Source organism: Brevibacterium oceani, from assembly GCF_017948325.1.
Lineage (GTDB): Bacteria > Actinomycetota > Actinomycetes > Actinomycetales > Brevibacteriaceae > Brevibacterium > Brevibacterium oceani.
The window spans coordinates 862,307-888,218 of record NZ_CP072846.1; the positions used below are offsets into that span (position 1 = coordinate 862,307).

The 25,912-nt window shown below is 62.7% G+C and carries 18 protein-coding genes and 1 pseudogene; 8 read left to right on the forward strand and 11 right to left on the reverse strand.

All coding sequences use genetic code 11. The features are described 5' to 3' along the window. Positions 1 to 108 precede the first annotated feature (108 nt). From J9314_RS03710 to J9314_RS03720, 3 genes are read left to right on the forward strand one after another with little or no spacing between them, the layout of a single operon-like run. Positions 109 to 1,359 (forward strand): DUF6361 family protein, encoded by a 1,251-nt coding sequence (locus J9314_RS03710; RefSeq protein WP_210604611.1) that lies wholly within the window; start codon positions 109 to 111, stop codon positions 1,357 to 1,359. Further along, entirely contained in the window at positions 1,346 to 3,271 is a 1,926-nt protein-coding gene (locus J9314_RS03715) for a phospholipase D family protein (RefSeq protein ID WP_210604612.1), read from the forward strand. Before J9314_RS03710 ends, J9314_RS03715 begins: the two co-directional genes overlap by 14 nt. Further along, positions 3,268 to 6,597, forward strand: coding sequence for a DEAD/DEAH box helicase (locus J9314_RS03720; protein ID WP_210604613.1), 3,330 nt, complete (start codon positions 3,268 to 3,270; stop codon positions 6,595 to 6,597). The genes J9314_RS03715 and J9314_RS03720 overlap by 4 nt, the downstream gene beginning before the upstream one ends. Positions 6,598 to 6,600: 3 nt before the next feature. Here J9314_RS03720 and J9314_RS03725 read toward each other — a convergent pair whose 3' ends face one another. Beyond that, positions 6,601 to 7,761, reverse strand: a complete 1,161-nt coding sequence (locus J9314_RS03725; protein WP_246490595.1) for a GAF domain-containing protein — start codon at positions 7,759 to 7,761, stop codon at positions 6,601 to 6,603. A gap of 163 nt (positions 7,762 to 7,924) precedes the next feature. Between J9314_RS03725 and J9314_RS03730 the strand changes: the two genes are divergently transcribed. Continuing rightward, positions 7,925 to 9,745, forward strand: coding sequence for a flavin-containing monooxygenase (locus J9314_RS03730; RefSeq protein ID WP_210604615.1), 1,821 nt, complete (start codon positions 7,925 to 7,927; stop codon positions 9,743 to 9,745). Between the two features lie 94 nt (positions 9,746 to 9,839). On the opposite strand, the gene J9314_RS03735 is transcribed toward J9314_RS03730, so the two are convergent. From J9314_RS03735 to J9314_RS03765, 9 genes and pseudogenes are all read right to left on the reverse strand, one after another. Continuing rightward, positions 9,840 to 10,823, reverse strand: coding sequence for a transketolase family protein (locus tag J9314_RS03735; protein WP_210604616.1), 984 nt, complete (start codon positions 10,821 to 10,823; stop codon positions 9,840 to 9,842). Then, positions 10,820 to 11,683 carry a transketolase gene (locus J9314_RS03740; protein WP_210604617.1) on the reverse strand — a complete coding sequence of 288 codons (864 nt, stop codon included), beginning with the start codon at positions 11,681 to 11,683 and terminating at the stop codon, positions 10,820 to 10,822. Before J9314_RS03740 ends, J9314_RS03735 begins: the two co-directional genes overlap by 4 nt. A gap of 43 nt (positions 11,684 to 11,726) precedes the next feature. Beyond that, complete coding sequence (locus tag J9314_RS03745; protein WP_210604618.1) at positions 11,727 to 13,145, reverse strand: GntT/GntP/DsdX family permease; 1,419 nt, start codon at positions 13,143 to 13,145, stop codon at positions 11,727 to 11,729. A gap of 3 nt (positions 13,146 to 13,148) precedes the next feature. Further along, positions 13,149 to 13,574 (reverse strand): NAD-binding protein, encoded by a 426-nt coding sequence (locus tag J9314_RS19425; RefSeq protein WP_425514181.1) that lies wholly within the window; start codon positions 13,572 to 13,574, stop codon positions 13,149 to 13,151. Positions 13,575 to 13,607: 33 nt separating this feature from the next. After that, positions 13,608 to 13,844, reverse strand: a pseudogene (locus J9314_RS19430) (NAD(P)-binding domain-containing protein); the annotation flags it as partial. Next, positions 13,739 to 13,972: a hypothetical protein gene (locus tag J9314_RS19435; protein WP_425514182.1), complete on the reverse strand. Its 234-nt coding sequence runs from the start codon at positions 13,970 to 13,972 to the stop codon at positions 13,739 to 13,741. The gene J9314_RS19435 and the pseudogene J9314_RS19430, both read right to left, overlap by 106 nt. Positions 13,973 to 14,196: 224 nt before the next feature. Next, entirely contained in the window at positions 14,197 to 14,907 is a 711-nt protein-coding gene (locus tag J9314_RS03755) for a FadR/GntR family transcriptional regulator (RefSeq protein ID WP_210604619.1), read from the reverse strand. A gap of 86 nt (positions 14,908 to 14,993) precedes the next feature. Further along, the gene (locus tag J9314_RS03760; RefSeq protein WP_246490596.1) at positions 14,994 to 15,764 is read right to left on the reverse strand and encodes an SDR family NAD(P)-dependent oxidoreductase; all 771 of its coding nucleotides are present in this window, start codon (positions 15,762 to 15,764) and stop codon (positions 14,994 to 14,996) included. A 122-nt stretch (positions 15,765 to 15,886) separates the two neighbouring features. Continuing rightward, complete coding sequence (locus J9314_RS03765; RefSeq protein WP_210604620.1) at positions 15,887 to 16,408, reverse strand: TetR/AcrR family transcriptional regulator; 522 nt, start codon at positions 16,406 to 16,408, stop codon at positions 15,887 to 15,889. A 116-nt stretch (positions 16,409 to 16,524) separates the two neighbouring features. Here J9314_RS03765 and J9314_RS03770 point away from each other — a divergent pair, with 116 nt between their 5' ends. From J9314_RS03770 to J9314_RS03785, 4 genes are all read left to right on the forward strand, one after another. Beyond that, the gene (locus J9314_RS03770) at positions 16,525 to 17,202 is read left to right on the forward strand and encodes a TetR/AcrR family transcriptional regulator (RefSeq protein WP_210604621.1); all 678 of its coding nucleotides are present in this window, start codon (positions 16,525 to 16,527) and stop codon (positions 17,200 to 17,202) included. Positions 17,203 to 17,364: 162 nt separating this feature from the next. After that, positions 17,365 to 19,143: an AMP-binding protein gene (locus J9314_RS03775; RefSeq protein ID WP_210604622.1), complete on the forward strand. Its 1,779-nt coding sequence runs from the start codon at positions 17,365 to 17,367 to the stop codon at positions 19,141 to 19,143. After that, on the forward strand, positions 19,140 to 22,472 hold the full coding sequence (locus J9314_RS03780; protein ID WP_210604623.1) for an acetyl-CoA carboxylase family protein: 3,333 nt from the start codon (positions 19,140 to 19,142) through the stop codon (positions 22,470 to 22,472). The genes J9314_RS03775 and J9314_RS03780 overlap by 4 nt, the downstream gene beginning before the upstream one ends. 108 nt (positions 22,473 to 22,580) lie before the next feature. Further along, the gene (locus tag J9314_RS03785; protein ID WP_210604624.1) at positions 22,581 to 24,158 is read left to right on the forward strand and encodes an MFS transporter; all 1,578 of its coding nucleotides are present in this window, start codon (positions 22,581 to 22,583) and stop codon (positions 24,156 to 24,158) included. 206 nt (positions 24,159 to 24,364) lie between these two features. On the opposite strand, the gene J9314_RS03790 is transcribed toward J9314_RS03785, so the two are convergent. After that, positions 24,365 to 25,912: a tripartite tricarboxylate transporter permease gene (locus J9314_RS03790; protein WP_210604625.1), complete on the reverse strand. Its 1,548-nt coding sequence runs from the start codon at positions 25,910 to 25,912 to the stop codon at positions 24,365 to 24,367.

The following is a 25,912-nucleotide window of genomic DNA, read 5'->3' on the forward strand; positions in this document are numbered from 1 at the left end:
CGGGACAGCTTGAGGGGCGGGACGAGAGAACTCTGACCGGTCGGCACTCGGAGAATTCAGCGCTCCGCCTGCCGAACAACAGCCATTGTCCTATGGCATCATCGGACTATGAGTTCACTCTTGGCCTGGTTGGACACGTCTCCAACGGAGCAGAAGGCCGCGCGAGAGATCATCGCTTACTTCTCCGAACGTGAAAGCCGAGACGAACTCGGCATCGGTCAGATCAGGGACGCTCTGGGCGATCTGCTCTTTCCCGGGACGTCGACGCTGCACACTCGGGCCCGATATTTCCTCTTCATTCCATGGTGCTACCTGGCCCGAAACGCACAACGACAGCATGGCGGCAAACACCGCGAGGTCGGCCGCAAGAACGAGCGGAAGCTCATCGAATCGCTTCGCACCAGTGAGACGACCATCGACTGGGGCATCATCGGCGGGCGGGTCGGGCCGAGCATCAAGACTCTGCCCTCGACCGTCTACTGGAACGCCATGCGCGCATACGGCATCCGGACGTTCAGCGGAGGCATCGGAACTCTGTCGGCCGATTCTTTCGACCAGATGGATGAACTCGCCGCTCGACTGCCGACCGAATGGGACGCGGGAATGCCAGAGGTGCCGCCGGGCTTTCCCCACGAGATTGCCGGCGGCATGGACCTCACCGCTGAAGAAGCCAGCTGGCTGCGTGACCGGATCATCACCTCGAATCCGCATTCACTGCTGGCTGCACTGCTGGAGGAAGGATCCGAGATTTCCACCGAGACCAGGTTCCCCTGGGAGGCGGCACCTCGCGATGAGTTCCCCGAACTGGGGCATGCCTATTGGTTCAGCAATGTCATGTACGGGGCGGCTCTCGTCTACAACCTCGCGATTGCCGAGATGTTCGAACAGGAGTATCCGGAATCGGATCAGAACTACGTGGAGGACTACCGGCAGCGACTCGAGGAGTGGCAGGAAGACTTCCTCTTTCCCAACCAAGATGGCATTGCGGACTGGAACCGAAGCGACTTCACAATGAGCATCCGGTCGGTCAACCCCGCAGTTGCCGCGGCAACATGGAACTTCGTCAACGCATGGACAGACGGTGTGCTGCGGACCTCGGGCGTAGCCGACGACGAGAGACTCCGCCAGCTGGTGAGGACGCGGGAAGCACGCAAGGGCAAGCAGTCCCGCCTGCGCAACAGCGCCTTGCGCAAGAACTGGTCGGGAGCCTCCGGTGCCGGACAGCTCACGTTCAGGTGGACGACGGTGCGCACACTCGTCAACGACATCGTTCAGGGGCTCGACGGTGCTCAGGAACTCAACGATGCTCCGGGACTCGACAGCGCCGATGTGCGGGAGGTCGAGCATGCTCGCGCCTAACAGTCGAGCACTGCTCACCGATCAGCTGGCTCCGCCACCCGGATACCGTTTCGATGCCGCGGTCGGCACCACTTTCACAGTGGACTTCGGCGCCGCACTGCTTCCCACTCTGCCCTTCAGCGGACTTCAGGACGAAGACGGCTCGACATCGCACCAGCCCGATCCCGTGTCCGTGCTGGAAGCGCTGCGCAGAGTCGGTGCCACACTCGACATCTTCTGCCAGGCGGGAGCGATCCATGTCCCCAAAGGAGGGGGACATGAGATCTTCGCGTTCCTCGAGCCGATCATCCACGAGGTGGCTCTTCCGAAGGTGGGACTGTTTCACCCGAAGGTGTGGTTCGTCCGTTTTATCGACGCAGACGCGGGCAGGAAGGACGGCAGAGACGACGAGGGAAGGGAAGACGGCGACTATGTTTTCCGGCTGTTGGTGCAGTCACGGAACCTCACCTTCGACAATTCCTGGGACACCATCGTCCGGCTCGACTCCGTCCGGCTGCGGGGCCGAGGAATTTCTGCCAACAATGACCTGAGCTCCTTCATTGCCGAACTGCCCGAACTCTGCAAGACACCACTGGAGACCACACGATCTCAGAGAATCGCCGAGCTGGCCGACCAAGCACGATACATCGAATGGGAGCCACCCGAACAAGTGGACGGTCTCAGCTTCCACCATCTACGTCCGGCGCGCAGGAAACGCCTTGATTTCGACGGACGACGCCATCTCATCGTGTCTCCCTTCATCAACGACGCCTTCTTCACCAGCGAGCGACTCGGCTCCATCGGCAAGAACAGGAACATCACGGTCCTGTCTCGCGTCGAAGAGCTGGACAAACTCAGTGAAAAAACAGCTGGCAGGGTGGACAGCTACTTCATCGACACCATGTCCGCCCTCGACACCACCGATGAGGACTCCAGCCAACTGGGCCGACTCCACGCCAAGTTCTACGTCATCGAACCCCACGGTCACCGACAACGCGCCCGACTCCTGCTCGGATCTGCCAACGCCACCGACGCGGCCTTTCTCCGCAACGTCGAATTCCTCATCGAATTAGAGGGAGCGAAGAAGCACCTCGGCGTCGATGCCTTCATGGACGAGAACGCCCCATTCCGAAAACTGCTCAAGGAATATGACCCCAACGAGGCGGAAACCGCCGACGATGATGACGAGCAGTGGGACCTCGACCGTAACCTGAGAGCCATCGCGGCCATTGCTCACACGGCGACAGTGACTGCGCAGACTCGCCGAGGTGACGCCGCCGACGAATATCGTGTGCGGGTGACGGCAGACAGACCGTATTCTGTCCCCGCCGGCTGGAGCGTCGACCTCGCACCCATCAGCGCTCCACAGGATTCGCGGACTGTGGCCCAAGACTCCCGGACCACGACGGAAGACGATCACGAAGTCGACGTGGAGTTCGGTCCATTCGCCTCTGCGGACATCACCGCATTCTTCATCCTGACCGTGACCAATGACGGTGGGGCAGCCGCCTCGACGATCATCAGGACCACTCTTGTGAATCCTCCATCCGACCGTTTGGACAGGATCATGGAACGACAGATCGACACCCCAGAGAAGTTCATGAGACTCATCATGCTCATGCTCCAGCTCGGGGATTCGAGCGCCGGCAACGGAATGGAGAGCCTCCGGTTCGACTCATCGACGGGCCCGGGCAAGGTGGCATGGGGCGCACCGGGGACTTTGGAAGCGCTCCTACGAGTCGTCGCCGTCTCGCCCGAATCGCTCATCGACGTCGACCGCCAAATGCGCAGGTTCCGTGAACTCGACGCCGACACCGAGACCTCGATTGTGCCGACAGGATTTGCTGGTCTTTGGACAGAGGTGAGGAAAGCGGCAGTGAAGCTCGGAGTCGACTTCAAGAAAGACACCGATACCTGGAGCCGCCTCGTATGAAATCCGATAACCCATCCACGGCCCACGAAGCACATGCTGCCAATGAAGCAGCGACTGTCCATGAAACCAGCGAGCACCGCGGCGTTCTCAGCTCCTTCGTCGATGACCTGACCGAATTTCAGCGGGCCTCGGCGAACCACGTCATCGACCGGTTCTACGGGGCAGCGAACGCTCAGCGCTTCCTCATCGCCGACGAAACCGGACTCGGCAAGACTCGGGTAGCCCGAGGAGTGATCGCGCAGGCGATCGAAGAGCTGAGCGAAGACGACAGTGTCGGCCGCATCGACATCGTCTACGTCTGCTCCAACGCCGACCTTGCCCACCAGAATCTCAAACGGCTCAACGTCATGGGTGGAACCGGCGCGACCTTCAGCAGCCGACTGACGATGCTGGCCGAGCATTCGAAACGATTCGACTCGGCGGAGAGCCGAATCAACGGCAAGGCCGTCAATTTCGTCTCCTTCACCCCCGGAACATCCTTCGACCCGGGGCTTCGCACCGGCAGCGGTGCAGAACGAGCCATGCTCTATGTCGCACTCGACCAACTCATCGACTTCACCGAGGACCAGGCCGAAGCCGCCGTGGACTTCTTCCAAGTCACGATCGAAAAGCGGAGCACCTTCGAACGACTCGTCGAGACTCGCTTGGAGAGACTGGGCGATGGCATCGGCTCGGAGATCTTAGACGCATTCGCCGCCGCGATCGGCTCAGATGGAGACGCTGACTCTTTGCGCAGTGCGTTCATCGACTGCCTCGACCGACTGAACAGTGGCGAGGACCTGGCTGACTTCAAAGAGGAGGTCTACCGGCTGATCGGTCAGCTGCGCCGAGCTCTCGCCTCCGCCAGCGTCGAATCCTTGGAACCCGACCTGGTCATCCTCGACGAATTCCAGCGGTTCAAGACACTGCTCGACCCGACGACAGAAGAGGGAGTACTCGCACACAATCTGTTCGACTACAAAGACGGCACAGCTAAGGTTCTGCTTCTGTCCGCCACTCCATACAAGCCGTTCAGCCTTGCAGAAGAGACCGAAAGCCACGAAGCCGGCCTGTTTTCGACTCTCGAGTTCCTTGCCGACGGCTGCTCAGATGCCGACCTGAGCCGGATCAGGGAACTCCTGGCACAGTATCGGATGACAGTGCAGGCCGGTTCGGTTGATCTGTCGATCACTCGTGAACTCAGCGAGCAACTGACGCGACTGATGACCCGAAACGAACGTCCCGAAATCAAAGACGGGCAGATGAGAACCGAGAAGATGACCGACGCGAAGGACGTCCTCGCCGACGACATCGTCGAATACGTCACGATCAAGTCCATCGAACAGGCTGTCAGCGAAACCGGTGATCGGAACCTCTTCAACACCACGTACTGGAAATCGACCCCGTACTTCCTCAACTTCAGCGGCGGGTATCGCCTAGGCGATCGGCTCAGCGATCATGCTCTTGATCCGGACGTCCGGAAGCTGCTGAAAGCCGCAAACACTCTCGACCGGACAAGAATTGAGAAGTTCGCTCCGGCCGAGCTCGGCAACGCCCGATTGCGGATCCTCTCGCAGCAGACCTTGGAAAAGGGCTGGTGGAAGATGTTGTGGATGCCGCCGTCCCTGCCCTATTTCACACCGGCGGGCGCCTACCGCCACACGGATGGCGGCATGACAAAACGCGTCGTCTTCTCCTCGTGGAACTCAACCCCCGCCGCAGTGTCGAGCCTGCTCAGCTACGAGGCCGAGAGACGCATGGTTGCAGGAACGGAATACAGCGAGAACACGGCCGAGGTACGAGCGAAGGTCAGCACACATTTCCAGTATCGGACCCAGGGCGGGAGCCCTGCGGGTATGCCGACTCTGGCGATGTTCTTGCCGATGCCCGGCATTGCGCAGATCGCCGACCCACGAAGTCTCGCCGCTGACAATGACGGCCGTCCGCTGAGCAAGAGCCGGGCTACCACGATCATGACCAATCGGATTCGCGCCCACGTGGAGGAACAACAGTCGGCTTTCAGCGACGACGGTGCCAACGCCTCGACTCGGCCCCAACTCTGGAACCTGGCGTTCTCGCTTGACAGCAGCTGGCCCGCAGCAGGAACCGACCCCGAGAGTCTGTTCGATCCGCGGACTCTGCTCGACTCAGTGGCGACCGGCGGCGCTGCCGAGATGGACGCCGACCACGACGATGACGGTACCGCGGGCAGGGACAGTTCGCGGAACTTCGCAATGCATGTCGACTTGGCAGAAGCTCAGCGCGGGACGCGGATCGCCATGACCAAACGGTTGAATAAGAGCCTCGCCCAATTGGCTCTGTTCTCGCCGGCGAACATTGCCTACCGGGCGCTGGCCCGCTTGTGTGAGAACCCCACGGAGGGGTCCCCGGGACTGGCGCGAGCAGCGTTCATTCTCGCCAACGGACTGAGGTCGCTGTTCAACCGGCCAGACGTCACCAAGCTCATCGAACGGATGGAGGGTGCGAAGAAGACCTTTCAACAGAAGGTGCTGACCTACTGCGCGAACGGAAACCTCGAAGCGGTTCTCGACGAATATCTGCACGGTCTGGCCGCAGAGGAGAACCCGCAGGACGATGAGGAGACGCGTCTGGCCAACATCGCCGTCAGCGCGGCTCAAGCGCTGACCATCAAGGGTGCTCGTCTCCTGGCCTCAGCTCTCGACAGTCCCGGGGACACCATTACCTTCACCCCGCGCTTCGCACTTCGCTACGGCAGGACGGCCGCGACCAAGGAAGATGCGCGACTTCCGGAGATCCGCGACGCGTTCAACAGTCCGTTTTGGCCCTTCGTCCTCGTCTCCACCTCAGTGGGTCAGGAAGGTATCGACTTCCATCGCTGGTGCCACGCCATATTCCACTGGAATGTCCCGGCCAACCCGGTTGACTTCGAACAGCGGGAAGGGCGCATAGACCGGTATCGAGGGCATGCCGTGCGCAAAAATATCGCCCGAAGGCACGGCAGGTCTGTGCTGTCGGATCCGCAGGCACATCCCTGGGACCGCCTGTATGCGATGGCAACCGACTTCAAGGACGAGTTCGGAGACTTCACTCCCGGCTGGGTATATCCGGGAGAGTCGCTGATCGAAAGTCACGTTGCCCCGATCTCATTGAGCACCGATGAGTCCGAATACCGGCGGATCAAGCGGGACGTCGCTCTCTACCGGCTGACCTTCGGCCAACCCCGGCAGGAAGACATGCTCACGGTCATGCGGAAGAACGGAATCACCGGCGACTCCTACAGCATCGACCAGATGCGGCTGGATCTGCGGCCACCATCGAGACCAAAACTAAGTCGCCCAGAATCAAGCCCACCTGACGCGGACTGACCCTCACTCCACCCGTGCGCTCACGCCGTCGGCCCACCGGTAAGGCTGGGTGGCGAGCAAGGCGCCGATCGAGCGGCGGAGGCGGGACACCTCGGCGCGGACGGTGACCACATGGTCACAGTCGCCGTAGAGATGCCGGCTCAGCTCGGCGGCGCTGATTCCGGCCGCCCCCGCCGAGGTGACCGCCGCCAGAATCTGCGCCCGCCGCGGCGTGAGCGGAACCACGAACGGATCCGCTCCCGAATCGATGTCGAGCACGGGAGGATCGGCGGCGGTCCGCAGGATCACCGAGGCGCGACGGTCGCCGGTGGGCCGCAGCAGCCAACCGCCGGTGATCCGTTCGGGCAGGCACAGGCCCGCCCCGGGGATGAGGATCGAGCGGTCGGCCGCAGGCGCTTCGATGCGGTCCCGGCTGCGCACTCCCTGCTGATAGGCCACCCAGCCCTCATCGTCGACGACGAGCGCCGGGCCCGGTGAGCCCGCGAGCATCGCCGACATCCGGTCGCGCAGGCTGTTCAGCTGCTCCTGCTGGGCGATCATCAGCCGCGCCTCAGCGAGTCGGACCGCCGTCGTCACCAGGGACTGCACCGCAGGATGGAGAGTCATGGCGGGCCCGCTGATGTCGACGATTCCCAAGAGTGCGCCGGTGTGCGGGTCGTGCACGGGCACCGCACTGCAGTACCAGGGGTGCTGGGTGGATTCGAAGTGCTCTGCGGAGAAGAGCTGGACCTCGGTCTCCTCGGCTAGGGCCGTGCCGATGGCATTCGTGCCGACGACGGACTCCGACCAATGCGCTCCTTCGACGAAGCCGAGCCCATCGGCCTGATGCCTCGCCGAGGCGGCCCCGTCGCGCCACAGAATGACCCCATCGGCATCGGTGACGACGAGGATGAAGGGTGCGGCGTCAGGGGCGCGAAGCAGCACCGAGCGCATCTCCTCGACGACGAGCCGCAGCCTCGACCGCTGCCGACGCGATTCGACCCCCGCCTCGTCGTCGACGACTCGACGGTTGGCACCGGCCGGGTCGAGGCCCAAGCGCAGCATTCGGTCCCACGAGCGTTTGACGAGCGCGCGCGGCTGCACCGGCGGCGGGGCCCCGGTGATCACAGCATCGTGAATGCGTGTCAGATCCCTGGCGAGATGCGCCAGATCCGGCTGAAGCATGCCTTGAGTATAGGTGCGGTACGTCCACCTGGCCATGGGGTTCGTTTTCCTCGGCGCGGGGAGGTAGGACAACCCATCCGCCGTGCAACTCGGTGCAACTCTTCCGGTCTCATCAAACGCGGCATAGCGTGGACTCACTGAACTCAACGAGGAGGAATGAGAGATGACCACGACGATCGAACGCCCGCAGCAGACGGCCGATGACATCGCCACGAGGTGGCTGGAGGACTTCGAATCCGCTCTGGCCACCCGCGACATCCCCGCCGCGGCCGGCCTGTTCGCCACCGCTAGCTACTGGAGGGACCTCATATCCTTCACCTGGAACCTCAAGACGGTGGAGAATCCCGACGGCGTCACCGATCTGCTCACCCACAACCTCGACCGCGTCTCACCGTCCGAATTCGAACTCGCCGAACCGGCGGCCACCGACGATGGGGTCACCGAAGCCTGGTTCACGTTCGCCACCTCGGTGGGGCGGGGCAAGGGGCTCGTCCGCCTCATCGATGAGGACGGCACCAAGGCCTGGACCCTGCTCACCTCCCTGCAGGAGCTGACCGGCCACGAAGAGCCGCGAGGGCCCCGGAGGATCAAAGGAGCCGAGCACGGCGTGGATCCCGACCGGAAGAGCTGGTCGGAAAAGCTCGCCGAGGAGGATGCCGCCTGGGGTCACACCGCCGACCCGTACATCCTCGTCGTCGGTGGGGGACAGGGTGGAATCGCCCTCGGCGCTCGCCTCCGGCAGCTCGGGGTCTCCTCCCTCGTCATCGACCGGTGGGATCGGCCCGGCGACCAATGGCGCTCACGGTACAAGTCCCTGTGCCTGCACGATCCCGTCTGGTACGACCACCTGCCGTATATGAAGTTCCCGGACAACTGGCCGGTGTTCGCGCCGAAGGACAAGATCGCGGACTGGTTGGAGTCCTACACGAAGGTGATGGAGATTCCGTATTGGTCGGCCACGAAAGCCACCTCGGCGAGCTATGACGAGGAGGCCGGCCGGTGGACGGTCGAGATCGACCGCGGCGGGGAGAAGCTCACGCTGCACCCGACGCATCTGGTGATGGCGACGGGGATGTCGGGCAAACCGAACATTCCCACCTTCCCCGGCGCGGACGTCTTCAAGGGCGAGCAGCAGCACTCCTCCCAACACCCGGGACCGGATGCCTACGCGGACAAGAAGGTCGTCGTCATCGGCAGCAACAACTCCGCCTTCGATATCTGCGGAGCGCTGTACGAGCACGGAGCCGATGTCACGATGGTGCAGCGCTCGAGCACGCACATCGTCAAGAGCGATTCGCTCGTGGACATCGCGATGGGCGACCTCTACTCAGAACGTGCATTGGAGAACGGAGTGACGACGGAGAAGGCCGATCTCATCTTCGCGTCGCTGCCGTATCGGATCATGCACGAATTCCAGATCCCGCTCTACGACCAGATCCGGGAACGTGATCGCGACTTCTACGAGCGGATGGAAGCGGCCGGATTCGACCTCGACTTCGGCGACGACGACTCCGGTCTGTTCCTCAAATACCTGCGCCGCGGTTCCGGCTACTATATCGACGTCGGCTCGGCCGAACTCGTCGCCGACGGCAGGGTCAAGCTCGTCAAGGGGCAGGTCGACCACCTCACCGAGGATGCCGTGGCGCTTTCCGACGGGACGGAACTGTCGGCCGACCTCGTCGTCTACGCAACCGGCTACGGTTCGATGAACGGCTGGGTCGCCGACCTCGTCGACCAGGAGACCGCGGACAAGGTCGGCAAATGCTGGGGGCTCGGCTCGGAGACGACAAAGGACCCGGGTCCGTGGGAGGGCGAGCAGCGCAACATGTGGAAGCCCACGCAGCAGGAGAACCTGTGGTTCATGGGTGGCAACCTCCACCAGGCCAGGCACTACTCGCTCTATCTGGCGCTGCAGCTCAAGGCCCGCTACGAAGGGATCGACACTCCCGTCTACGGCCTGCAGGAGGTCCACCACCTGAGCTGACACGGAATGAAGCGTCTTGAATCGGAGAGACCGCCCGTCGAACAGATCACCATGGATAATTCGACGGGTGGTCTTGCCGACGAAGACCGTCCAGCTAGAGCAGTCCCTTGATCTGACTGACGATCTTCGCAGTGCTGAGACCGTATCTGTCATAGAGCGTCGGAAGAGCTCCTGCGTCGAGGAATTCGTCCGGCAGCGAAACCGGGGTGACCTTCTTGCCGACACCTGACAACGCGAGTTCATGGGCAACGCTGTCGAAGAGGCCCCCAATGATCGAATGATTCTCGGCGGTCACGACCAGCCGGTCCTTGCCGATCTCTTTGAGCACAGTCTCCGAGTCGAATGGTTTCAGCGTTGGACTGTGCAGGACTGCGACATCAACATGATCGTCTGCCAGCAGTTTCGCCGCCTCGAGCGCGTTTTCTGTCATGAGGCCTGATGACACTATGAGAACGTCGGATCCGTCACGAAGCAGTTTGGCTCGCCCGAGTTCGAACTCATAGTCGTATTCGTCGAGCACTGCGGGGACTTTCCCGCGAAGGATGCGAGTGTAGGTCGGCCCATCGTGCGTGGCGAGTTGAGGCACCGCCTGCTGAATATCCGTTGCATCGCAGGGGTCGACGATCACGAGACCCGGAATGGCACGAAGAATTGCGATGTCTTCCGTCGCCTGATGGGAAGGGCCGTAACCCGTGGTCAAGCCTGGAAGCGCGCAGACCATGTTGACGTTGAGACGCGGCTCGGCAATGTCGAGGAGCAGAAAATCGTATGCTCGCCGTGTCGCGAAGACCGAGTAGGTGGATGCGAACGGCACTGCTCCCTCCATAGCGAGCCCGGCGGCCGCGCCGAGCAGAGCCTGTTCGGCCATACCGATCTGGAAGAACCGCTCTGGCATAGCGTCGCGCAGGATGTGGAGATCAGTGTATTTCGCCAAGTCAGCCGACAGGCCGACCACCCGAGGATCGGCTTGTGCAAGCTCAACGAGCGCGTGTCCCAATGGAGCGTTGACTGTTCTCTGTCCCTCTTTCGCAATAGAGACGTCCATTGCGCCCGAGGTCAGTTTCGCTGTCGTTTTCATGATGTGAATGACTCCTTCAGCTGCTGGCGGGCAAGGTCCCACTCGGATTCGGCAACCTTCATGAAGTGGAGCTTTTCCCGCTCCTCCAAGAACCTGACGCCCTTCCCAAGCTTGGTATCAGCAATTAGCACACGCGGGGCGGCGTTTTCCGAACGGCGCAGAGCGTCGAGTGCCTCCAATACAGCTTCCACCGAATTGCCATCGCAGCGCAGTGCTTCCCAGCCGAATGATTCGAACTTGGCGGAGACGGATTCCATAGACAGCATTTCTGTGCTCTTGCCATCCGCCTGCTGGTCATTGAAGTCGACGATGGCAATGAGGTTGTCCAAAGAATTGTGCGCGGCGACCGCTGCGGCCTCCCAAGTCGAGCCTTCGCCTAGTTCGCCGTCTGAAAGCAGGTTGTAGACGAATGCTTCAGACTTCTTCCGTTTGAGCCCCATTGCCACACCGTTGGCAATTACTAAGCCATGGCCGAGAGATCCGCCTGAGATCTCAACGCCAGGGGTATAGGTCATCATCGCTGACATCGGCAGTCGAGAATCGTCAGTAGCGTAGGTCGAGAGCGCCTCGACAGGGAAATACCCGGCTTCTGCGAGCGCCGCGTAGAGGGCAAGCGCATAGTGCCCGATCGAGAGCAGGAACCGATCGCGCCCTTCCCACTGGGGATTCGCGGGATCGAATTTCAGCTGATCAGTGTAGAGAACAGCAAGTACGTCTGATATGTCCAAAGCCTGTCCGATATAGCCTTGGCCCTGCACTTCGGCTTGGGTGAGTGAGTTGAGCCGGATGCGGTAAGCCGCCTCGCGGATTGTGGAGATTCTTTCGGATGTGATTGGCGAAAGAGATGTTTGAGTTCGCATATTCCTCGATTCGATTGACATGTCGTAGGACTGAAATCTCAGGTCAGGCGAAAGCCCAAGCGGTGAACACGAAGACTCCGCCCGCGACCCCGAGCGCAGTGACGAGGACGCTCCATGTGCGAAGGCCATCGAGCACCGACAGGCCCAGGTACCGGGTGACGATCCAGAATCCTGAGTCGTTGATATGAGACAAAGTGATGGCACCACAGCCAATGGCAAGGTTGAGAAGTGCCACTTGATAGGTCGAATAGTCACCCGAGGTGATGGGTGCGGCCAGAAGGCCGGCGGTAGTAATGGCGGAGACAGTCGCCGATCCCTGTGCCGCGCGCAGGACGGCTGCGAGGACGAACGCCAGAAGTATGAGCGGGAACCCCAGCGATGCGAAGAGGTCGGAGATGCCTTCTCCGATACCCGTCTCCCTGAGGACTGCAGCGAACACCCCGCCTGCACCGGTGACGAAGACCACGACGGCAGCTGGTGCAAGCGCCGCGTCCATCAGTTCACCCATGCGAGAAATCGTGTAACCACTGGGGATCGCCAGAGCCAACAGGCCGACGATCGTCGAAAAGATCAGGGCGAACGCGGGAGTGCCGACCAGAGACAAGAGATTGAAAGTGAATCCGCCTTCCGCAGTCAGCGACTTTCCCACAGTTCCAACGCCGATCAACAGGACCGGAAGGATGATGACCACGAGTACTGCAGTTGTCGACGGTGCTTTCAGCCCAGTCTTGGACTGGACGATGAGAGAGCCACCGTCGCCATCAGGGCATTCTGCTGAAATCTCAGAGGAAGATTCCGGGGACGTTCCGAAATGTTCGAAGTTCTCTTGTGTCTCCGGGAGAATATCGAAGGGGCGGGCAGTCAGCTTGCGAGAGACCAGGTAGCCGATGATTCCGACGGGAACACAGAGGATGATGCCGAGAATCGTGATCAGTCCGGTGTCGCCGTTGGTCACCTGAGCGCTTCCGACGATCCCGGGGTGGGGTGGCACGGTGACGTGGACGAAGAGCATAATCGCAAGCGGAAGGCCGAATATAAGGGGAGACTTCATCCCGGCTGCTTTTGCGAAACTATAGACAATAGGCACAAGGATGATGAACGCAACGTCGAAGAAGATCGGAATTGCGATAATCGAACTGGCGATGACGAGTGCTGGCGCAACTCGCTTGGGGCCCAGAATCCGGGTGAATGTGGTTGCAAGCACTTCTGCCCCACCGGTCTTCTCAACTATCGCGCCGAGCATGGCGCCAAGACCGACAAGCAAGGCCACGTTTCCCAGTGTCGAACCAAGACCTTCCATCACAAGAGGTATGACATCGGCCGGTCCGATGCCAGCGACGAGAGCAGTCAGGATCGACACAATGAGCAATGCGATGAATGCTGGGATTTTGACCCAGATGACCATCGCGAGGAGCAGCGCGACCGCGAATACTGCAGTGAGAATCAAGAGTCCTGGAGCCATGACTCAGGCCTCTGTCTTGTAAGTCTGGATGACTTGGGAGTCGTCTTTCGAAGTGAGACCGGCGGCTGCGGCCTTCTCGAATCGAGCGCGTGCGGCGTTGACCAAGGGTGCGTCGAAACCATTCGCATCAGCAATCTGGGCGACAAGCCCTGAGTCCTTGACGAAAATGCTGATAGCGCTGGTTATTTCTGCGTCTAGTCCTTCGAGCATTCGTGGGCCGCGATCGCTGAGCATCCAGGAGCCTCCGGCGCCACCTGCGACGGATTCAAAGACCTTTGATTGGTCGAGTCCGAGCTTTCCGGCGAAGGCGAGAGCCTCGCCAGCGGCTGCCAGATGAACGGAACACAGCAGCTGATTGACTGCCTTGAAACTTTGGCCGTCTCCGATCTTTTCGCCAGCATCAATGACCTTGCCAAGTGTCGACAGCACCGGAGCGGCGTCAGCTGCGACGGTCCTCTCTCCTGAGCAGAACAGGGTGAGGGCTCCTCGCTTGGCCCCAGCGACTCCGCCCGTGACAGGTACATCGAGAATGCGGATCCCGTGTTGCGCTGCCCGCGGCTCCAGCTGAGAGACGCATTCAGGCCCCACTGTGCTCATGACGATGAGGGTCGAGCCGGTTGGCATGCGTTCAAGCAAGCCGCCTTCAGTATGTGCCGCGGCGTCAAGTTGGTCCGGAGTCGCGACCATTGCGATGACAACGTCGGCAGATTCCGCCGACTTCGGTGCGGCTTCGGCAGAAAGGCCGGCATCAATTGCGCGTTGGCGATGTCCGTGGACGGGTCGACGGCCGTGACCGAGAATCCCGCTTTGTGGAGTTGGACCGCCATCGGCAGTCCGATTGCTCCGACGCCGACGAAAGTGACCTTTTCGGGGGAGTCAAACGACACTGTTTCTCCTATGTGAGATAGCTGGTGCTGATTGGTCCTACCATATTGGTAGGACCAATCAGGAACACTACAGTATCCAGGGAAAAATGCGCAATGAATTTCCCGAACTGAGTTCGGGTCATACCTGCGGGCGGGGTTCTGTTGTCAGCCCAGAGTGGCGCAGCCTAAGTGGTCAGTCCGCGGTGGGCGTCGAAGTGCAGTCGTACGGCGTCTGCAACGCGGGCGCCGTTGCCGGATATCAGTGCTTCGAGAATGTCATCGTGCACGCTGTCTGTGAGAAATGCTGATGGCTTCTTGCCGCCATTGCTCGCTGTCTCTGCGGTGAGGGCGCGCTTCCGTCGGTCAAGGATGTGCGAACGCAATGCGCTGTCGAGGCTTTCGATGACGAAGCTGAGCAGGGAGTTGCCTGTTTGGCGGAGTATCAGTCGGTGGAAGGCGAGGTCTGCGTCGCAACCGGCCTCGGGGTCATCATCCTGTGAGGCTTGATGCATCTCCTCGATCGTATTCTGCAGTTTGGCCACAAGGTGCTCATCGAGCTTTCCTGCCAGCTGGGGGAGAGTCCCGATTTCGAGAATCTCGCGGAACTGTTCAATGTCTTCAAACGGAAGCTGGCCGGACCGTTCCATGAGGGTGAACAGGTTGGAAGAGCCGCCAGCCCCAGGAATCCGCATGACGGTCCCTGAACCTTGGATGCGAGTCAGCAATCCCACTGTTTCCAGCCCCGCCAGATACTCCCGAACGCGTGATCGGCTGAGGTTGGTCATCGCCGCAATCTCACGTTCGGTGGCGACTTTGATCCCGTCGTCAATAGTCCGCCCGGTGGCAGCAAGCATCTCCACGAAGTCTGCGGGCGATTCGATTTGGTTGTTCTCCATTGAGGGTCTCCGATTACGCAATAGAATTCGAGCGCAGCGTCTGCGGGTGCCGAGCCCCGTCGTGGTTTGCTTGGATACTCGTGTCGTCAGGTCATCTGCAGTCCACCGTTGATGTGAATAGTCTGCCCAGTGATGAGTGCGGAATGTTCGCTGACAAGGAAGCGGATGAGTTTCGCGACATCCGAAGGGGACGCGATTTCATCGAGGACCGAATCAGATGCCATGCCAGCCTTGCGTTCGGGCGTCAGAGTGCCTCCCATCATGTCGGTGTCCACGGGGCCAGGTGCAACACTGTTGGCGGTCACTCCACTTCGGCCCAGTTCACGGGCGATCCCCCGCATCAGACCTTCGACACCTGCTTTGGACGCAGAGTACGGAGTCTTCGAATAGGTTCCCCCGCCTCGATGTGCAGAGACTGAAGAAAGTGAGATGATCCGGCCGACGCCGTTTTTCGCCAGAATTCGAGCGGCTTGCTGGGTGATCCAGTGGACTGCGTCGAGATTCGAAGTCAGCACCCGTCTCCATTCGTTGGGTTCTACGTCCAGGTAGCCGGTTGGAGATGAGACTCCAGCTGAGTTGATCAGTGCGACGAGCTGTGGCGTGCGCCCGGTGATGTACTCAACCGCTCGCGCCGCTTGATCGTGGTCGATCAGGTCTGCTCCTGCACCCACTGCGGTTACGCCGTAGGTTTCTGCGGTCTCTGCGGCGAGTTCGTCTGCCTGGTCTTGGTTTCTCGCGATCAGCCCGAGATTCCAGCCGTCGGCGGCGAGGACGCTGGTGAGTCTGCGGCCGATTCCTCGGTGTGATCCGACCCCGGTGATGATCGCTGTCTTTTTTGAAGGGTATGGCGCAGGCAAGAGGTCCTCCGTCGGGGCGTTGATGGATGGGTTAGCAATAGGCGTGGCTGCGGTGGCGTATACAGCATAGTGAAATCAGATGTCATGGTTGCGTACTGACTTCGCTTGGAACCGGACTCGGGTCAAAGGCCCAGACGCGTGAGGATGCGCTTGACGTGCTCGAGGGCCTCATCCTGTGAGAGCCCGAAGTTCTGATTGAAGTACATGCCGTCGCCGATGAGCTGGATCGTCATCGCCAGATCCGCATCGCCGAGGTGCTCATTGAGTGTGTCGAACCACGCTTCCCGGGTCTTGCGCAGCGCCGCCCTCGCGTCGTCGTTCTCCAGGGCCAGGCAGCCTGCGGCGATGAGGCTGCGGTCGAGAGGCGTGCCGACCTCGGCCGAGGTCTCGAGATAGTAGTAGTGGAGGCGATCGCCGGCGGCCTTCATCTCCTCGACATCCTCGGCGACGAGGCGGTCGAGCCGCTCGAGACTGCCCTTGATGAGCTCGGCCTTCGAGCCGAAGTGATAGAGCAGGCCGCCCTTCGAGACTCCGGCCTTCGCGGCCACCGCATCGAGTGTGGTCCCCGACGTGCCGTGCTCGTCGAGGAGGGTGTCGAAGGCATCGAGAAGCTTCTCTCGGGTCTCGGTCGGATTGCGTGCCATACTCACGAGCCTAGTCGACGTCGCTGACGGGTCGGCGTATCGGACGTGACTCGCCGATAAGATGAACGCAATGCTCGGGCAGAACGCCACGAGTCCGATCGTCGAGGAAAGTGTTGATGGAACAGCAGCCGATTCGCGATATGGAATGGACGCAGGCTCGAGACGTCAGACGCGAACTTGACTCGGACACCAAAGACGCCCTCATCGCCGCTGCCCGAAAGGTCTTTTCGACCAAGGGATTCGATTCCGCGACCATCGGCGACATCGCCTCGGCGGCGCGGGTGTCGCGTCCCACCTTCTACGTCTATTTCGCGACCAAGGCCGAGGTGTTTCTCGCCGTTGCGACTGAGCTGAAAGACGAGATCCTCGAAGCGCATCACTACCAGAAACCTCTTGCCGACGACCCGGTGCTGGTGGCGCGGGCATCGATCGAAGCATTCATCGGCATATACGTCGACAGCCTCGAGCTGCTCGAAGTCATCGAACAGCGGGCCGCGGTCGATGCGCATGTGGCTGAGGTCCACGCCGTGATAGTCGGCAAACCCCGACGGCGAATCCTGCGACAGATCACCGAGGTGCGCGAATCGGGTCAGGCCGTTCCACTGGTGGACGAAGAGTATGCCGCACGACTCATGGATACGGTGATCGTCGATGCCGCCACTCAGATCCGGAGGAAACCGGGGCGCCTGAACTTCTACGTCGAACAGGCCACCCGCGTCTACTTCGCCATCATTGGGTTTCAGGGATCGCTCGGTGTTCTCGCTGACCAGCGACCCGTGACAGGCGACCTCTGACCGGTGTCCGGGCGTCGGTGGCAGCACCTCGAGACTCGCGCACAATCGCTCTGACAATACTGGGACCGCTACTTGCGCACAGAGCTCAAGTCGAATAGAACTGTGATTGACACAGTTGTCAATCAGTCGGTGGTCATCGAAGACCGCTGAGAAGGAGCATTCATGTCCGGTACAGCCACAGACTCCGCACATGTCTTATGGGCCGATGCTGCAGCAGAACTCGCCGGCCTGCGCACACTCTGGCCGAAAGAAGTCCCGCACCGGGCGCCGGAGCCAGTTGCCGGGCCCGGACTGGCCGAGACTCTCTCCCACTGGGCGGCGACCCGGCCCGACTCCATCGCCATGAGCTATTACGGGTGGACCTCGACATGGGGACAGCTCGAACGTGATGTCGCGGCGACTGCCGGATGGCTGGCCGGCCGCGGAGTCCGTGAGGGGGCTCGGGTCGGAGTCTTCATGGGCAACTGTCCGCAGTTCGTGCACGCGTTCCTGGCGATCGCGTGGCTCGGCGCCGTCTACGTTCCCGTCAACCCGATGTACCGCACCGAAGAACTGCGACATCAGCTCACCGACTCCGGTGCCTCCCACCTCATCGCCCATCCCCAATCGCGCAGCCTCGTCGAAGCAGCCCTCGCTCAGATCGCTGACACCATCGATGTCACCTGGACCGACCCGGCCGCAGTCTTCATTTCCACCACAGCCCATGCGGTCGGCCCTGATGCTGGGGCTGAACCCGCCGCTGTGCCGTCTGCGGACCTGCCTCATCCGATCCCCGCGGCTGAGGAAGCGGGGGACTGGGATCGCGTGCTCGCCTCGGCGCAGGTGGCCCCGATTCCCGCCGATCCCGACCGGCTCGCCTCGCTCAATTACACCGGCGGGACCACCGGGCTGCCGAAAGGCTGCGAACACACTCTCGGCCACCTCGCCTACACGGCGGTCTCGGCGATGGCCGGACTCGCAACCGCCCCGGGCCGGGACCGGACAGTGTGTTTGGGATTTCTGCCGATGTTCTGGGTCGCAGGCGAGAACTTCGGCCTGCTCTTGCCTATCTTTGCAGGCGGCGAAGTCGCCATCATGGCCAGGTGGCACCCGCAGACAGCTCTGCGCAGCATCGCCGAACGCGGTGTCACCCAGATCGTGTCCCCGGCTGATGGATACGTCGAACTCATCGACTTGCTCAGGACCACCGAATTCTCGGACGTCGACCTGTCCTCCCTCGAGATCTGCCAGGCTGTGTCGTTCGTGCGCAAACTCGACGCCGACCTGCGAAGCGAATGGCGAGAACTGACCGGCACCGTTCTGCGGGAAGCCTCGTACGGGATGACCGAAACGCACACCTCGGACTCGTTCACCCTCGGCCTGCAGGAAGGCGATCGGGACCTTCAGGCCGAACCCGTCTACTGCGGCTTCCCGGTCCCCGGCACCGACATCGTCATCGTCGATGCCGACCTCGACCCGGTCCCCGTGGGCGAGATCGGAGAGATCCTCGTGCGCTCGCCATCAGTGACCACCGGTTACTGGAAGAACCCGAAAGCCACCTCTGACACGCTCATCGACGGTTGGCTGCGCACCGGAGACACCGGCCGCTTCGACGATCAGGGGGCTCTGACCTACCTTGCCCGCACCAAGGAGATGATCAAGGTCAACGGCATGAGCGTCTTCCCCGCGGAGGTGGAATCGCTGCTGCGGGCCCACCCCGGCATCGATACTGTCGCCGTGGCCCCGCGCGATGACGCCGACCGAGGTCAAGTCCCAGTGGCCTTCGTCGTGACTGTCGCGGGCGCCGCCGTCGACGCCGACTCGCTCACCTCATGGGCGAAGGAGAACATGGCTGTCTACAAAATTCCCGAGTTCGTCCTGGTCGACGGAATGCCGATGACCGCGACGGGCAAGATCCGCAAAACAGTGCTCCTCGAGGAGTTGATGGAGGGGGATCAGTGAGCGATCAGTCCCTATCGGAGCCACCCGCGATCCTCATCGCCAACAGAGGTGAGATTGCCTGCCGGATCATTCGCACGGCCAAAGCCCGTGGTCTGCGTACTATCGCTGCGAGGTCGACGAGCGAAGAGAACCTTTGTGCGGCCGCAGGTCTGCACCTGCGACTCGCCGACGAGGTCGTCACGCTTCCCGGCGCAGGAACTTCCGCCTACCTCGATCCCGATGCGATCGTCGCGGCGGCTGTGTCCTTGCGTGCAGCATTCGTCCACCCAGGATATGGGTTCCTCTCCGAATCCCCGCGCCTCGCGCGAGCTTGCGCTGAGGCGGGACTGATCTGGATCGGTCCCGATCCCGAAGCACTCGAACTCTTCGGCGACAAACGGACGACACGGCTGCGCGCTGACGAACTCGGCATTCCGACTCCTCCAGCGACCGAGCTCCTCGACCTCACCGATGAGATCGCGTCGGCTGCCGCACTCCAGAGCGCTCAAGCACTCCTCAAGGCCAATCCCGCGGGCATCGCCGTCAAGGCCCTGGCCGGTGGCGGCGGGCGCGGGATCCGCATCGTCACCGATGCCGCCGAGGTCGCACCTGCGCTGCGGGCATGCTCGGCCGAGGCGACTGCGGGATTCGGCGATGATCGCATCTTCGCCGAAGCGCTCGTAACCGGAGCCAGGCACATCGAGGTCCAGATCATCGGAACCGCCGAAGGCATCGCTGTCCTCGGCGATCGCGACTGTTCGATCCAGCGACGCAGGCAGAAGCTGATCGAAATCGCACCTGCCCCCAATCTGCCGGACGAGATGCGTGCCCGCCTGCATGCCGATGCCGCGCGACTGACCGAGTCGGTGGGATATTCCTCCCTGGCTACCGTCGAATTCCTCGTCGGGCACGACGACTATCACCTCCTCGAGGTCAATCCTCGGATCCAGGTCGAGCACACCGTCACCGAGGCGGTCACCGGACTCGACCTCGTCGCCGCTCAGTTGGACGTCGCCACCCATCGGGTGCCCGCAGGAATCGGCACCGTGATGCCGAGCAGCACGGTGCCGTCGGCAGGTACGGCGATCGAACTGCGTCTATCGGCCGAATCGATCCTCGCCTCCGGCGATCCCTCCCCGAGCGCCGGCCGGATCGACTCGCTCACCTGGCCGACGGGACCCGGTGTGCGCATCGACACCTGGGTGGCCAGCGGCATCGAGGTGACGGGAACCTTTGACCCGCTGCTGGGCAAGATCACCCTCGCCGCGCCGACACTCGAGGCGGCGGTCTCCGCCGCCTCACAGGCACTTGCGGAGACCTCAGTGGTCGGGGTCCAGACCAATGCCGCGCTGCTGTCGGCCATCATCGAGATCCTCGAACCTGGCGCTGCGACTACAGCATCGTTCGATGACCATGCCGAGGAGATCACGCGTCGGGCAGAAGAGATCCTGGCAGACCGAGTCCAGACCGACGAGGTCGTCGGCGACCAGTCGGATCCGAACGCTCACGAAGTTTCGGGCAGCCGGCGCGATCTTGGAGAGTCCACGGACTCTGACGGTCGCGCTGGCTTCGACGAGGCCGATCTCGAGCCGGGACAGACGCTGCTGCGCGCCACCGTGGCGGGTGCTGTCGTGGAAATCGGTACCGATCCACAAGAGTATGTGATCATCGAGGCGATGAAGATGCACCATCCTGTCGCCGGTCCGGCCTCCACAGGGATCACGCACCTCGTCAATCGCGGACAACAGGTCGTGGCCGGACAGCCGATCGCCGTCCTCAGCGGGTCCGGTGATGCCGACTCCCACGCGGCAGACAGCGTCGAAGCGCACCCTGGCGTCGCTGAAGTCCAGTCTCGACATGCTGCTCTGAGCGATGCGGCGCGCGAAGCCGAGGTGGCGAAGATCCGCGCACGCGGACGACGAACTGCCCGGGAGAACATCACTGACCTCGTCGATGAAGGCAGCTTCGTCGAATACGGACCGTTGGCGATTGCCGCTCAGACCCGCCGGCGCAGCCTCGAGGATCTCATCGCCAAGACCTCAGGCGACGGTCTCATCGGCGGACCCGCCCGGGTCGACGGCCACGGGGTCGTCGTCATCAGCTACGACTACTCGGTGCTCGCCGGAACGCAAGGCACCCGCAACCATGCAAAGACCGATCGGCTGATCCAACTGGCCGAGACCAAGCAGGTGCCGATCATCCTCTTCGCCGAAGGCGGGGGAGGCCGGCCCGGCGACACCGACCGAGGACCGACCTCCGGTCTGCAGGTGCCGACGTTCGCCTCCTTGGCCAGACTGCGGGGGAAGCAGCCGCTGATCGCCATTGTGTCCGGACGCAGCTTCGCCGGCAACGCGGCACTAGCGGGGGTCTGCGACGTCATCATCGCCACACCCGAGGCGAATATCGGCATGGGTGGCCCCGCCATGATCGAAGGCGGAGGACTCGGGACGTTCCGGCCGGAGGAGATCGGTCCGGTCGAGGTGCACACGGCCAACGGAGTCATCGACATCGCCGCTGCCGATGAAGCCGACGCCGTGATCCACGCGAAAGAGATGCTCAGCATCCTGTCGGGAACAACTCTCACCACTATGAGCGCGATACCCGATCCGACGGACGGGGGCGCCGCCGACGACAGTGACTACCAGGCGGAGCGCGCTCGGACCATCGTCCCCGCCAACAGGTTGCGAACCTTCGCCATCCGCGAAGTCATCGACGCGATCGGCGATGAAGGATCATTCACCGAGGTGCGGGAAAGGTTCGCTCCCGGAGCTGTCACCGGTTTCATCCGCGTCGACGGCGTTCCCCTCGCGATCATCGCCAACGACAACCATCACCTCGGCGGGGCAATCGATGTCGACGCCGCGCGATCATTCGCCCAACATCTGCGGCTAGCCGAGGACCACAGGATTCCGGTGCTCTCACTCATCGACACTCCCGGCTTCATGGTCGGCCCGGAAGCCGAGCGCGAACCCGGGGTACGAGCATTCGGCGACCTCTTCGTCGCAGGCGCAGCGCTGAGAGTGCCGGTGGGAACCGTGGTCATCCGCAAAGGCTACGGTCTGGGAGCGATGGCGATGGCGACCGGAGGGTTCGACGCCACCGTCTTCACGATCGCCTGGCCCAGCGGAGAGATCGGACCGATGGGGCTCGAAGGCTCGGTGCGTCTGGGCTATGCGAAGGAACTCGCGGCCATCGAGGACGCCGGAGAAAGAGCGGCTCGAGAAGCGGAGCTCATCGCGGCCGAATACGAACAGGGCAAGGCGATGAGCGCTGCGATGATCTTCGACATCGACGACGTCATCGACCCTGCATTGACGAGACAGTGGGTACGGACCTTGACTCGACACTGAACTCACAGTCACGGTGCGTCCCTGACCAACGGTAAGATCCCTGACCCTTCGCTGGGCAAACTGCACCTGGCCTTTAAACTGTACCGTCCAGACGGTACAGTTGAGCGTATGACGACGACACTGACTCCTCAGCTGCGCGCCGGCCGGCGCGAATGGGTCGGCCTGGCTGTGCTCATGATCCCCGTGCTGTTGATCTCGATCGACAACACGGTGCTCGGCTTCGCCATCCCGGCCATCAGCACCGGGCTGCACTCGACCGGAGTGCAGCTGCTGTGGATCGTCGACATCTACCCGCTCATGCTCGCCGGTCTGCTGGTGGCGATGGGCAGCCTCGGCGATCGTGTCGGCCGTCGGAAGCTGCTCATCGTCGGCGCGAGCGGATTCGGCGCAGCCTCGCTGCTTGCCGCGTTCTCGACCTCGGCCGAGATGCTCATCATCGCCCGTGCCCTGCTCGGCCTCTTCGGCGCTACGCTCATGCCCTCGACGCTGTCGCTCATCCGCAATATCTTCGACCATGACAAGGATCGCCGGATCGCGATCGCCACCTGGGCTGCGATGTTCTCCGGCGGGGCCGCGCTCGGGCCGATCCTCGGGGGCATCCTGCTCGAGCACTTCCACTGGAGCTCGGTGTTCTTCATCAACCTGCCGCTGATCGCCCTGTTCATTCCTGCGGCTGCCGTGTTGCTGCCCGAATCCCGCGACCCGAACCCCGGCCGCTTCGACCCGTTCTCCATCGTCCTGTCGATGCTCGCCCTCGCCCCGCTGGTCTACGCGATCAAACACAGCATGTCCGAAGGCATCGACATCCTCTTCTGGGCCAGCCTGTCCGTGGCGGTCGTCGCCGGCGCGAGCTTCGTGCTGCGCCAGCTCGCCACACCGAACCCCATGCTCGACGTCAGGCTCTTTGCCAACCGAGTCTTCACCTCGGCGGTGGCCTCGAACCTGCTCAGCGTCATGGGCCTGGCCGGATTCCTCTACTTCGGTACTCAGCTGCTCCAACTCGTGCTCGGCCTCTCCCCGGTCGAGGCGGCCCTCGTCCTCACTCCAGGGCTGGCGACCTCGATCGCGGCCGGCTACCTCGCGGTGCCGATCGTCGCCCGCTTCGAACCGCGGGTCGTCGTGCCGTGCGCGCTGGTGCTCAACGCGACCGGAATGGGCATCGTCGCCTTCACGCCCGATCATTCGGTGGCGGGCATGATGCTGGCCTTCCTCATCCTCGGCATCGGACTCGGTACAGCCGAGGTCATCACGAACGACCTCATCCTCGCCGCGGTGCCGGCGCGCAAGGCGGGGGCCGCCTCGGCGATATCGGAGACCGCCTACGAATTCGGGTCGGTGCTCGGCACCACCGTCCTCGGGGGACTGTCGACCTTCGTCTACGGATCCGCACTGCAGTCGGCGATCGGTGACCGCGCGGGCCGCTCGGAGTTCGACACCCTCGGCTCTGCCCTCGAGCAGGCCGAGAGGATGAGCGCTGCTGCGGGGGACCGGATCACCGAGGCGGCCGTCTCCGCCTTCGACCTCGGCGTGCAGTGGGCGGCCGGCGCTGCCGTCGTCCTCGTCCTCATCGCCGCGGTGCTCACGAGCTTCGGGCTCAAGGGGGCGGGTCGCCTCATGCCCGGTGCGAACGCCGAGGCGGGCGAGGAGGCCGCCGAGGAGGCAGGTGCTCAACGCTCGCGGACGTGAGCCGCGGGAGACTGTCCACGAGGTCTGGTCCACGAGGTCCGGTCCGCGAGGTACGGTCCACGAGGTCTTCTGGGGGCACCGTTCGGGCGGCCCAGACTTCCTCAATCAAGACGAAGCGCGGATGTCGAGTCGTGTGCGACTCGACATCCGCGCTTGGCCTTGAACGGCGGCCCGGCACCGCGCTTGGCCTTGAACGACGGCGGGAATCAGCTCTGTGACGAATTCGCCGGGGCGAGGACCTCCTGCGTCGTCTGCTTCTGCCGCTTCCGCGCCAGCACCCGTCCGACGCCGGTGTAGACGAGGGCTCCGATGAGGACGAGGTAGAGCACGATCGTGATCGGCGAGGACACGAGGGTCGCGGCATCACCGCCGGCGGCCAGAAGCGCATCGCGCAGGTTCGATTCGGCCAGAGGCCCGAGCACCATGCCGATCATCAGCGGCGCCAAGGGCACACCATAGCGTTTGAGTACGAAGCTGATGATGCCGATGCCCAGCAGGATGAGCAGCTCGAACGTCGAGGCCGACGTCGCGTAGATGCCCAACCCGCAGAAGACCGCGATGCCGCCGTAGAGGTAGGGATCCGGGATCTTCAGCAGCTTCGCCCACAGGGGAGCGAAGGGCAGATTGATGATGAGCAGCACGATCATCGCGATGAAGAAGCTCGCCAGCAGACCCCAGACGAGCTCGGGGGAGCGGTCGAAGAGCAGCGGCCCCGGCTGCAGACCGTACTGACGGAACGCCGCCAACATGATCGCCGCGGTCGCCGAGATCGGCAGACCCAACGACAGCAGCGCACCCATGGCGATGCCCGTCGTCGCCGAACCAGCCGCCTCGGGGCCGGCGAGTCCGCGGATCGCACCCTTGCCGAACTGCGGGTCCTTCCGTCGGGAATCGAGCTTGCGCTCGAGGCCGTAGGCCATGAACGTCGGCACATCGGCGCCGCCGACGGGGATGACTCCGAAGGGCAGACCGATCGCCGTGCCGCGCAGCCACGCCGGGAGGGCCTCGCCGAACTCCTTGCGGGACAGGTACGGGCGTCCCGAAGCGTTGATCGTGTTGTCGTTGACCTTCCGGCGGATCCGGGAGGCGATGAAGAACACCTCGCCGAGCGCCAGGATGCCGACCGTCACCGTGACCAGGGAGACTCCGTCGAAGAGCTCGGGGACTCCGAAGGTGAAGCGCTCGGTGCCCGAGACCGAATCGATGCCGATGACCGAGATCCCGATGCCCAGAACCAGGGCCATGAGCCCTTTGAGCACCGAATCGGCAACCACCGAGGAGGTGGCGACGAAGGCGAACAGCGCCAGCGCGAAGTACTCGGCCGGGCCGAAGCTCGTCGACAGGTCCGCCAGAGCGGGAGCGACGAAGACGACGAGGAAGCAGGAGATGAATCCGCCGATGAACGCGCCGATCGCAGCCGTGGCCAGAGCCTGCGGCGCCCGGCCGGTCCGTGCCATCTTGTGGCCTTCGAACGTCGAGGCGATCGCCGAGGCCTGGCCCGGGGTGTTCATGAGGATCGCCATCGTCGAGTCGCCGAAGAGACCACCGAAATAGACGCCGGCGAACATGATGAACGCGCCGGTGGGGTCGAGTGCGAAGGTCATCGGCAGCAGCAGGGCCACTGCCATCGACGAACCCAGACCCGGCAGCACGCCGACGGCGGTGCCGAGGAAGCAGCCGACGACGACCCACAGCAGGTTCATCGGCGTCAGTGCGTGAGCGAAGCCCTCGAAGAGGGACATGAGTGCGTCCAT

Excerpts from the sequence above, each read along its gene's own strand:
- J9314_RS03710 (WP_210604611.1), top strand. The coding sequence starts at position 109 with ATGAGTTCACTCTTGGCCTGGTTGGACACGTCTCCAACGGAGCAGAAG.
- J9314_RS03715 (WP_210604612.1), top strand. The coding sequence starts at position 1,346 with ATGCTCGCGCCTAACAGTCGAGCACTGCTCACCGATCAGCTGGCTCCG.
- J9314_RS03720 (WP_210604613.1), top strand. The coding sequence starts at position 3,268 with ATGAAATCCGATAACCCATCCACGGCCCACGAAGCACATGCTGCCAAT.
- J9314_RS03725 (WP_246490595.1), bottom strand. The coding sequence starts at position 7,761 with ATGCTTCAGCCGGATCTGGCGCATCTCGCCAGGGATCTGACACGCATT.
- J9314_RS03730 (WP_210604615.1), top strand. The coding sequence starts at position 7,925 with ATGACCACGACGATCGAACGCCCGCAGCAGACGGCCGATGACATCGCC.
- J9314_RS03735 (WP_210604616.1), bottom strand. The coding sequence starts at position 10,823 with ATGAAAACGACAGCGAAACTGACCTCGGGCGCAATGGACGTCTCTATT.
- J9314_RS03740 (WP_210604617.1), bottom strand. The coding sequence starts at position 11,683 with ATGCGAACTCAAACATCTCTTTCGCCAATCACATCCGAAAGAATCTCC.
- J9314_RS03745 (WP_210604618.1), bottom strand. The coding sequence starts at position 13,145 with ATGGCTCCAGGACTCTTGATTCTCACTGCAGTATTCGCGGTCGCGCTG.
- J9314_RS19435 (WP_425514182.1), bottom strand. The coding sequence starts at position 13,972 with ATGGCGGTCCAACTCCACAAAGCGGGATTCTCGGTCACGGCCGTCGAC.
- J9314_RS03755 (WP_210604619.1), bottom strand. The coding sequence starts at position 14,907 with ATGGAGAACAACCAAATCGAATCGCCCGCAGACTTCGTGGAGATGCTT.
- J9314_RS03765 (WP_210604620.1), bottom strand. The coding sequence starts at position 16,408 with ATGGCACGCAATCCGACCGAGACCCGAGAGAAGCTTCTCGATGCCTTC.
- J9314_RS03770 (WP_210604621.1), top strand. The coding sequence starts at position 16,525 with ATGGAACAGCAGCCGATTCGCGATATGGAATGGACGCAGGCTCGAGAC.
- J9314_RS03775 (WP_210604622.1), top strand. The coding sequence starts at position 17,365 with ATGTCCGGTACAGCCACAGACTCCGCACATGTCTTATGGGCCGATGCT.
- J9314_RS03785 (WP_210604624.1), top strand. The coding sequence starts at position 22,581 with ATGACGACGACACTGACTCCTCAGCTGCGCGCCGGCCGGCGCGAATGG.
- J9314_RS03790 (WP_210604625.1), bottom strand. The coding sequence starts at position 25,912 with ATGGACGCACTCATGTCCCTCTTCGAGGGCTTCGCTCACGCACTGACG.